Genomic DNA, 8,904 nt, shown 5'->3' with positions numbered 1-8,904 from the left:
GTTCACGGGCGGGAGAAGGCGGGCGCACCTCGCGTGCCCGAAGGGCCACGGGGAAGGGGCCGGGCGACAGCCATCGCCGCGCGACGCCGCCCGGGCCTGGCCGGGGTCGCTAGACTTTGCCCTGGTCTCGCCAGTCCGTACGAGCCGGAGGAGTGCAGTGGCAGCCAACGACCGGGGCTCAGCACCCGGAAAGTCCGGCGGAGGCTCCGGGGGATCCGGCACGGAAGCGCTGATGCGCGCCTCTCTCAGTGCGGTCGCCCCGGGCACCGCCCTGCGTGACGGCCTGGAGCGCATTCTCCGGGGCAATACGGGCGGTCTGATCGTCCTAGGGATGGACAAAACGGTCGAATCCATGTGCACGGGCGGCTTTGTGCTGGACGTGGAGTTCACGGCGACGCGGCTGCGCGAGCTGTGCAAGCTCGACGGTGCGCTCATCGTCGACAAGGACATCACCAAGATCCTCCGGGCCGGCGTCCAGCTCGTCCCGGACGCGTCCATCCCTACCGAGGAGACCGGCACCCGGCACCGGACCGCCGACCGCGTCTCCAAGCAGTGCGGCTTCCCCGTCGTCTCCGTGTCCCAGTCGATGCGGCTGATCGCGCTGTACGTGGACGGCGAGCGGCGCGTCCTGGAGGAGTCCGCGGCGATCCTGTCCCGGGCGAACCAGGCGCTGGCGACCCTGGAGCGGTACAAGCTCCGGCTGGACGAGGTCGCCGGCACGCTCTCCGCGCTGGAGATCGAGGACCTGGTGACCGTCCGCGACGTCACGGCGGTCGCGCAGCGCCTCGAAATGGTGCGCCGGATCGCCACGGAGATCGCGGAGTACGTGGTGGAGCTGGGTACCGACGGGCGGCTGCTCGCCCTCCAGCTCGACGAGTTGATCGCGGGCGTGGAGCCGGAGCGGGAGCTGGTCATCCGCGACTATGTCCCGGAGCCGACCGCGAAGCGGTCCCGCACGGTCGACGAGGCGCTCGTCGAGCTGAACGAGCTGACCCACGCCGAGCTTCTGGAACTTCCCATCGTGGCGAGGGCGTTGGGGTACAGCGGTTCGCCCGAGACCCTCGACTCCGCGGTGTCGCCCCGCGGTTACCGGCTTCTCGCGAAGGTGCCGAGGCTGCCCGGAGCGATCATCGAGCGCCTCGTGGAGCACTTCGGCGGCCTGCAGAAGCTCCTTGCCGCGAGCGTCGACGATCTCCAGGCGGTCGACGGCGTCGGCGAAGCGCGCGCCCGCAGCGTCCGCGAGGGGCTGTCGCGCCTTGCGGAATCGTCCATCCTGGAGCGCTACGTCTGAGCTCGCGCAGCGGGAGCCGTCCGCCGGCTCCCCGCGCGTGCTTCCGCCCCTGATCCGCAACGCCCGGCCCCGGGCCCGGACCGGGACAGGGCGGCGTCGCGGGCCCGGCAAGATCGCAGGCCCTAGTCCTTCTCCAGGCGGAACGACGCGGGAGACACCGTCGCTCCTGGGAACGTGGCCTCCAGCAGGTAGGAGCCCGGGGCCGCCGGGCCGGCGGGCGGGGTCGCGCACTGGGGACTGCTCCTGCGGCGGTCCCAGTCGACGGTGTGGGTCACGGTCCGGCCCGCCGGGAACTTCAGGAACTGCGTGCCGCCGCCGGGCGGGCAGTCCTTCGAGGACCACACCTTGTCGTTCTTCCCGTCGGTGATGGCCGACACCGTCAACACCGCGGTCTTCGGCCCGAAGTCGGCCTTGCACGTCACGGACGAGGTGTTCCTCACCTCGAACGCGAACCGGGGGGTCTCGCCCGGACCGTAGGCGGGCTTGAGGCTGCGCAGCGCCAACTTCAGTGCGCCCGGGGCGCATTCGGGCAGTGCGGAGCCCGCCGGGACCTGCTCCCCCACGCTCGCGCCGCCGCCGTTCGCCGCGCCGCTCGCGCCCGGATCGCCGTTCTTGCCGCCGTCGGCGGTGCCCGCGTCCGTGCCCGTACCGGCGTCCCCGCCCGTGCCATCACTTTCGCCGGATTCGCCCGACTCGTCACGCCCGCCCGGCTGTTCACTGATCGCGGTACCCGACCCGCTGGGTCCCGGAGTGATGGAGGGCGCCGGCTTCGCGTCGTTCGGCTTGCCGTCGTCGCTGCTCTTCACGCCGCTGTCACCGGAACCGACGGCCCATGCGATCAGCAGCGCGAGCAGCGCCATCAGGGTCAGCGCGACTGCCCTCCGTCGCCAGTAGATGGAGGAGGGGAGCGGCCCGACCGGATTGCGCAGAGATCCCACGTACCGAACTGTACGAGAGATCGGACGCAACTCCCGCCCCACCCACCGCTCATGATGGGAGCGATTTGCCGATCATCGACATGTGCCACTGGACACAACCCTCTTGGGACCCCCGACTTTCGTCGGGGACAGCCGTGGCCGATGGCACAGGGTGACGAACCAGGGTGTACGCGTACGGTCCGTAGTCATGGACAGCGACATTTCCAGCGGGCTGTACCGCGACCTCACCGACCTCGCCCACACCACCCCGCACTGGGTGCGCCTGCTCGCCGAACTCTGGACGGAGGCAGGGCTGCTGCTGTTCGGCGCGCTGTTCGTCCTCGCGTGGTGGCGGGCACGCACCGGGGACGCACGGGCCATAGCGCTGGCGGTGCTCGCACCGCTCGCGACCGCCGCGGGCTATGTGTGCAGCGAGTCGCTGAAGTCTCTGGTGGACGAGGAGCGGCCGTGCCGCGCGGTCGCGGGGGCCGCGGCGTCGCTGGTGCCGTGCCCGCCGACGGGCGACTGGTCGTTCCCGAGCAACCACTCGGCGATCGCCGGTGCGGCCGCCGTCGCGCTCGTACTCCTCCGGCCGCGGATCGCGTGGCTCACCGTGCCCATGGCAGCACTGATGGCGTTCTCGCGGGTCTTCGTCGGGGTCCACTATCCGCACGACGTGACCGTGGGCCTGCTGCTGGGCGCGGCCGTCGCCGTCGTGTTCGTCCGGTCGCTGACCCGGCCGGCCGCGTCCCTGGCCGGGACCATGCGGACGAGCCGGTCGCCGCTCGCGCTCTGGCTCGCCGGGCCAGGTGACATGTACGCCGCACCGGAGCACGTCACGGAGCGCATACGCCGCGCGCGGCGCTGAACATGCCAGGATCGGAGGTGCCATGACTGCGACCGACATGCCCTCCCCCGCGACCGACGTCCCTTCGCACCTGGACAGCGTCCCCTCCGCCCCGGACGGTGTCCTTTCCGCCCCGGACGGTGTCCTCTCCGGCCCGGACGGTGTCCTCTCCGGCCCGGACGGCGTTCCGTCCGGGCCCGACGGCGTCGCCGAGGCCGCCGCAGGCCTCCACGTCCCCGTCCTCGCCTGGTTCGACCAGCATGCCCGTGACCTGCCCTGGCGCCGCCCCGAGGCCGGCGCCTGGGGTGTGATGGTCAGTGAGTTCATGCTGCAGCAGACCCCCGTCAGCCGGGTCCTGCCGGTGTACGAGCAGTGGCTGGCCCGCTGGCCGCGCCCCGCCGACCTGGCCGCCGAGGCGCCCGGTGAGGCGGTGCGCGCCTGGGGCCGCCTGGGCTATCCGCGCCGAGCGCTGCGGCTGCACGGCGCCGCGGTGGCGATAACGGAGCGGCACGGCGGCGACGTACCGCGCGAGCACGCGCAGCTTCTCGCGCTGCCGGGCATCGGCGAGTACACCGCGGCGGCGGTGGCCTCGTTCGCGTACGGGCAGCGGCACCCGGTCCTCGACACGAACGTCCGCCGGGTGTTCGCGCGCGCCGCGACCGGTATCCAGTACCCGCCGAACGCGACGACCGCGGCCGAACGCAGGCTGGCCCGTGCCCTGTTGCCCGATGACGAGGCGCAGGCTGCCCGCTGGGCGGCGGCCTCGATGGAGCTGGGCGCACTCGTCTGCACCGCACGCAACGAGGACTGCGGGCGCTGCCCGGTCGCCGGCCTGTGTGCCTGGCGGCTGGCCGGGAAGCCGGCGCACGACGGGCCTCCGCGACGCGGCCAGACCTACGCGGGCACGGACCGCCAGGTGCGCGGCAAGCTGCTGGCGGTGCTGCGCGAAGCAGTGACGCCTGTGCCGCGTGCCGTGCTCGACCAGGTCTGGGACGAGCCGGTCCAACGGGCGCGTGCCCTGGACGGGCTGGTTGCGGACGGATTGGTCGAACCCCTGGAGAATGGCCGGTTCCGTTTGCCTCTCACCTGAGAATCACCGGCCAACCGGCCAACCCGCCTGTTACACAACCGATGGACGGCCGTGCGTGCTCCGACGGCTTCTCCGCACAGCCCCGTGACAACTGCTCCGTAGCTTCTTGTGGCGTAGGGGAGACCACGGAAACACACGGCGTGTCACGGGGCTCGGACGGGGACGGAGGCGGTTGGAATGGCGCACGGCGAGGTGCTCGAATTCGAAGAGTACGTACGCACTCGGCAGGAGGCGCTGCTGCGCAGCGCCAGGCGACTCGTCCCTGACCCGGTCGACGCCCAGGACCTGCTCCAGACCGCCCTCGTACGGACCTACGGCCGCTGGGACGGCATAGCCGACAAGTCCCTCGCCGACGCCTATCTGCGCCGCGTCATGATCAATACGCGTACGGAGTGGTGGCGGGCACGCAAGCTCGAAGAGGTCCCGACCGAGCAGTTGCCGGACGCGAGCGTCGAGGACGCCACCGAGCAGCACGCCGACCGGGCCCTGCTCATGGACGTCCTCAAGGTGCTCGCGCCCAAGCAGCGCAGCGTCGTCGTGCTGCGGCACTGGGAGCAGATGAGCACCGAGGAGACCGCCGCCGCGCTGGGCATGTCGACAGGTACGGTGAAGAGCACGCTGCACCGGGCGCTCGCCCGGCTCCGCCAGGAGCTGGAGAGCCGTGGTCTGAACGCCCGGACCCTGGAGCGTTCGAACCGTACGGAAGACACGCACGCACGTCGTGAGGAACGGGGGCGGGAGCGTTGCGCGGCCTAGCCAGAGGCAGCGGCCCCGGGAGCGGGGCAAGAGCCGGTGCCCGAGACGGGATCGGTCCATGGGCGGCGAGTGGCACGGCGATGGCCGGGCTCGCCGCCTTCGGGCTGTTCGCCGTCGGCTGCTCGACGGGCGGTACGGGGACACGTGACGAGGGACCGGCGCGTACGGACCCGGTGGCGCAGTCGCCCTCGACCGTCGCGCCCTCCACCACCGCCTCGCCGGTGAAGAAGGTCGACGTCGTCCGGCTGCTGATGGCCGACCCGAAGGTCAGCAAGCGCGTGAAGGCCGATCTGAAACCGTGCTCGGTGGATGCGTACCCGATCGACACGTCGTACGGGAGCCTCACCGACAATCCCGTGTCCGACGTCGTGGTGAATGTGATGACGTGCGGAGACGCTGTGGGCATCGGTACGTATGTGTACCGCGCGGACGACGGCACATACGAGAATGTCTTCGCGCAGGAGGAGCCCGCGGTCTATTCGACGATCGACCGCGGCGATCTCGTCGTCACCAAGCAGGTGTACGCGAAGAGCGACTCGGTCTCGTTCCCGTCCGGCGAGATCGTGACCACCTACCGCTGGTCGGGGAACAAGTTCGCCGAGCACGACCGGGTGGAGAACGAGTTCAGCAAAGTGGTCGGCGGCGAAGAGGTCGAGCCGCCGATGGCGACCACGCCGAATGAGAACTGACCTGCCCTGACCCATCACCGATCGAGTACCGACCGAGTGCTGATCGAGAGACAGGAACCGAGAGAGCTGCGGGATGGCCGAGACACATGTGCTGTTCGTCGAGGACGACGATGTCATCCGCGAGGCCACCCAGCTCGCGCTGGAGCGCGACGGCTTCGCGGTGACCGCCATGCCGGACGGCCTCGCCGGTCTTGAGGCCTTCCGCGCGAACCGCCCCGACATCGCGCTGCTCGATGTGATGCTGCCGGGTCTGGACGGCGTCAGCCTGTGCCGCCGGATCAGGGACGAGTCGACCGTCCCCGTGATCATGCTGTCGGCCCGCGCGGACTCGATCGATGTGGTGCTCGGCCTGGAGGCGGGCGCCGACGACTACGTCACCAAGCCGTTCGACGGTGCCGTGCTGGTCGCGCGGATCCGCGCGGTACTCCGCCGCTTCGGGCACGCGGGCGGGGTGGCGGGCGACAACGGCGAGCCGGGCCAGGCTGACGAACGCGGGGTGCTGACCTTCGGTGACCTGGAGGTCGACACGGAGGGCATGGAGGTGCGCCGGGCCGGCGAGCCGGTCGGGCTGACGCCGACGGAGATGCGGCTGCTGCTGGAGTTCTCGTCCGCGCCGGGCACGGTGCTGTCGCGGGACAAGCTGCTGGAGCGCGTCTGGGACTACGGCTGGGGCGGCGACACCCGGGTCGTCGACGTCCATGTGCAGCGGCTTCGCACGAAGATCGGCCAGGACCGGATCGAAACGGTCCGCGGCTTCGGCTACAAGCTCAAGGCATGAAGCGGCTCGCCCTGCGCACCGGCGTCAGACGGCTGCATCACCCGGGGACACCCCCCGGACCCCCGGCAACAACCACCCCACGCCGGCCACGCCCCACAGCAGAACAGGACCCCGCATGAAGCGGCTCGCCCTGCGCACCGGTGTCAGATGGAAGATCAGCATCGCGATCGCGGCCGTCGGTGCCCTGATCGCGTTCGCGCTGAGTCTCGTCGTGCACAACGCCGCCCGCGTCTCGATGCTCGACAACGCGCGCGACATGCAGATGAGCCGGTTGCTCTGGTCCCAGCGGATCTACGATCCCGCGAAGCAGAAGCCCGAGCTCAAGTTCGGTCCCAGGCTCAACGACCCCTCGCTTCCCCGGGAGCTGAAGGCGCTGCTCGCGAACGGCCGCCAGGCCACCTATGTGCAGGAACACCACAGCGGCGCCCCCGACATCTGGGCCGCGGTGCCGCTCGGCAACGGCGATGTGGTGTCCCTGCACAACCGCCTCTCCGACCGCAGCGCCGCCATCATGAAGGACCTCGACCGGGCCCTCATCATCGGCTCGGTGTCGGTGGTCTTCGGCGGTTCTGCGCTGGGCGTGCTGATCGGCGGTCAGCTCTCGCGCAGGCTGCGCAAGGCCGCCGCCGCGGCCGGCAAGGTCGCGGAGGGCAACACGGAGGTACGGGTCCGCCATGCCGTCGGCGGTGTCGTACGCGACGAGACCGACGAGCTCGCACGGGCCGTGGACGCGCTGACCGACGCCCTGAACGAGCGCATCGAGGCCGAGCGCCGGGTCACCGCGGACATCGCGCACGAGCTGCGCACACCGGTGACCGGGCTGCTCACGGCGGCCGAGCTGCTGCCGCCCGGCCGCCCCACCGAACTGGTACGGGACCGGGCCCGGGCCATGCGCGTCCTGGTCGAGGACGTCCTGGAAGTGGCCCGGCTGGACGGCGCCTCGGAGCGGGCCGAACTCCAGGAGATCGCGCTCGGCGAGTTCGTCAGCCGCCGGGTCACCGTCCTGGACCCCGAGGTGGTGGTCCGTGTCGTGCACGAGTCGTGGGTCAACACGGATCCGCGCCGGCTGGAGCGCATCCTGCTCAATCTGCTGACCAACGCCGCGAAGTACGGCAAGTCGCCGGTCGAGGTCACGGTCGAGGGCCGTGTCGTACGGGTACGCGATCACGGTCCCGGCTTTCCCGAGGCGCTGCTGCGCGACGGCCCGAGCCGCTTCCGTACCGGGGCGAGCGACCGTGCGGGCACGGGCCACGGCCTGGGCCTGACCATCGCGGCCGGCCAGGCCCGGGTCCTCGGCGCCCGGCTGACCTTCCGCAACGCGGCCCCCGAGGGCATCACACCGGGAGCGGGCACGGGCGGCGCGATCGCGGTGCTGTGGCTGCCGGAGCACGCCCCGACGAACACGGGCAGCTTCCCGATGCCCCGGCTCCCGGTCTGACTCCTCACTGGCCCAGTCCTTTAACTGGCCCAGTCCTTGTCCAGGTCCAGTCCTCCCTCACGGCGCTGCGTGAACGAGAACCAGTTGCCGGAGTCGTCCCGGAAGATCGCCTCCGTGCCGTAAGGACGCTCCTGCGGTTCCTGGAGGAACTCCACGCCCCTCTCCTTCAACCTGGCGTAGTCACCGTGGATGTCGTCCGTGGTCAGGACCCCGGCGCCGAGGACGCCCTTCGCGACGAGCCGCTTCATGGCCTCCGCCGACTCGGGGTCCATGGCCGGCGCGCCCGGGACCATCAGCGTCAGCTCGACGTCCGGCTGGCCCTTCGCTCCGACGGTGAGCCAGCGCATGCCGCCCTCACCCATCGTCATGTCCGTACGGACCTCCAGACCGAGCTTCTCGGTGTAGAACTCCTTGGCCCGGTCCTGGTCGAGGACCCAGACGGTGGAAATGGCGAGTCCCTTGATCATTTCGCGCTCCTGGTCGACGCTCGTATTGCTTGCCCTGCCACCGTAGGCAGCGGCCCGTCAACCGGCTTCTTCAGAATTGCGGTCCTTGGAATTGCGGTCCTTGGAATCGCGGTCCTTGCCGTCCCAGGTCCTGCCATCCCTGTCCTTGGCACTCCGGTCCTCGGAGTCGCGGCTCGGGAAGCCTCCCGCCCAGAGCAGGGCGTAGCACCCGGGTATGAGCGCGGCGCCGCGTCCCACGTGCTTCGTCCGGTACTCGCTCGGGGTCAGACCGGTCTGTTTCTTGAACCGGGCCGAAAACGTGCCGAGGCTGCTGAAGCCGACCAGTGAGCAGATTTCGGTGACCGAGAGATCCGCGGTACGCAGGAGCTCCTCGGCCCGTTCTATCCGTCTGCGCGACAGGTACTGACCGGGCGTGTCTCCGTAGACCGTCTTGAAGGCGCGGACGAAGTGGAAGCGTGAGTAACCGGCATGGGCGGCCACCGCGTCCAGGTCGAGCGGCTCGGCCCAGTCGCGGTCCATGGCGTCCTTGGCGAGGCGCAGCTGCCGCAGATGGGCGAGGTGCGCCGTCACCGGGGTGTCATTCCCCCCGCGCTTCTCCACGGACACGATGCTGGCACGCCCCACTGACAAC

General features: G+C 70.7%; 10 protein-coding genes. 7 read left to right on the top strand and 3 right to left on the bottom strand.

The features are described 5' to 3' along the window. Positions 1-157: 157 nt before the first annotated feature. Entirely contained in the window at positions 158-1,291 is a 1,134-nt protein-coding gene (gene disA, locus ACWGI8_RS32935; protein WP_453666556.1) for a DNA integrity scanning diadenylate cyclase DisA, read from the top strand. Positions 1,292-1,413: 122 nt separating this feature from the next. On the opposite strand, the gene ACWGI8_RS32930 is transcribed toward disA, so the two are convergent. Further along, on the bottom strand, positions 1,414-2,229 hold the full coding sequence (locus ACWGI8_RS32930; RefSeq protein ID WP_453666554.1) for a hypothetical protein: 816 nt from the start codon (positions 2,227-2,229) through the stop codon (positions 1,414-1,416). Between the two features lie 187 nt (positions 2,230-2,416). Between ACWGI8_RS32930 and ACWGI8_RS32925 the strand changes: the two genes are divergently transcribed. The 6 genes from ACWGI8_RS32925 to cseC all read left to right on the top strand — a co-directional run bounded on the left by ACWGI8_RS32925 (position 2,417) and on the right by cseC (position 7,806). Then, positions 2,417-3,076, top strand: a complete 660-nt coding sequence (locus tag ACWGI8_RS32925; RefSeq protein ID WP_453666552.1) for a phosphatase PAP2 family protein — start codon at positions 2,417-2,419, stop codon at positions 3,074-3,076. A gap of 22 nt (positions 3,077-3,098) precedes the next feature. After that, on the top strand, positions 3,099-4,145 hold the full coding sequence (locus ACWGI8_RS32920) for an A/G-specific adenine glycosylase (protein WP_453666550.1): 1,047 nt from the start codon (positions 3,099-3,101) through the stop codon (positions 4,143-4,145). A 177-nt stretch (positions 4,146-4,322) separates the two neighbouring features. After that, complete coding sequence (locus ACWGI8_RS32915) at positions 4,323-4,901, top strand: SigE family RNA polymerase sigma factor (RefSeq protein WP_453666548.1); 579 nt, start codon at positions 4,323-4,325, stop codon at positions 4,899-4,901. A gap of 80 nt (positions 4,902-4,981) precedes the next feature. After that, the gene (locus ACWGI8_RS32910) at positions 4,982-5,590 is read left to right on the top strand and encodes a hypothetical protein (RefSeq protein WP_453666546.1); all 609 of its coding nucleotides are present in this window, start codon (positions 4,982-4,984) and stop codon (positions 5,588-5,590) included. Between the two features lie 73 nt (positions 5,591-5,663). After that, positions 5,664-6,368 (top strand): two-component system response regulator CseB, encoded by a 705-nt coding sequence (cseB, locus tag ACWGI8_RS32905; protein ID WP_453666544.1) that lies wholly within the window; start codon positions 5,664-5,666, stop codon positions 6,366-6,368. Between the two features lie 115 nt (positions 6,369-6,483). Continuing rightward, positions 6,484-7,806: a two-component system sensor histidine kinase CseC gene (gene cseC, locus ACWGI8_RS32900; RefSeq protein ID WP_453666542.1), complete on the top strand. Its 1,323-nt coding sequence runs from the start codon at positions 6,484-6,486 to the stop codon at positions 7,804-7,806. Between the two features lie 20 nt (positions 7,807-7,826). Here the strand turns inward: cseC and ACWGI8_RS32895 are convergent, their stop codons facing one another. Continuing rightward, positions 7,827-8,273 carry a VOC family protein gene (locus ACWGI8_RS32895; protein ID WP_453666540.1) on the bottom strand — a complete coding sequence of 149 codons (447 nt, stop codon included), beginning with the start codon at positions 8,271-8,273 and terminating at the stop codon, positions 7,827-7,829. A gap of 57 nt (positions 8,274-8,330) precedes the next feature. Beyond that, entirely contained in the window at positions 8,331-8,792 is a 462-nt protein-coding gene (locus tag ACWGI8_RS32890; RefSeq protein WP_453666557.1) for a helix-turn-helix transcriptional regulator, read from the bottom strand. Positions 8,793-8,904: the final 112 nt, after the last annotated feature.

It is taken from the genome of Streptomyces sp. NPDC054841, assembly GCF_053611045.1.
This window is presented reverse-complemented; position numbering and strand designations above follow the sequence as displayed.

Bases quoted from the DNA above. Each gene is read 5' to 3' on its own strand.
- cseB (WP_453666544.1), top strand. From the start codon at position 5,664: ATGGCCGAGACACATGTGCTGTTCGTCGAGGACGACGATGTCATCCGC.
- ACWGI8_RS32895 (WP_453666540.1), bottom strand. From the start codon at position 8,273: ATGATCAAGGGACTCGCCATTTCCACCGTCTGGGTCCTCGACCAGGAC.
- ACWGI8_RS32915 (WP_453666548.1), top strand. From the start codon at position 4,323: ATGGCGCACGGCGAGGTGCTCGAATTCGAAGAGTACGTACGCACTCGG.
- ACWGI8_RS32920 (WP_453666550.1), top strand. From the start codon at position 3,099: ATGACTGCGACCGACATGCCCTCCCCCGCGACCGACGTCCCTTCGCAC.
- ACWGI8_RS32910 (WP_453666546.1), top strand. From the start codon at position 4,982: ATGGCCGGGCTCGCCGCCTTCGGGCTGTTCGCCGTCGGCTGCTCGACG.
- cseC (WP_453666542.1), top strand. From the start codon at position 6,484: ATGAAGCGGCTCGCCCTGCGCACCGGTGTCAGATGGAAGATCAGCATC.
- ACWGI8_RS32890 (WP_453666557.1), bottom strand. From the start codon at position 8,792: ATGGACCGCGACTGGGCCGAGCCGCTCGACCTGGACGCGGTGGCCGCC.
- ACWGI8_RS32925 (WP_453666552.1), top strand. From the start codon at position 2,417: ATGGACAGCGACATTTCCAGCGGGCTGTACCGCGACCTCACCGACCTC.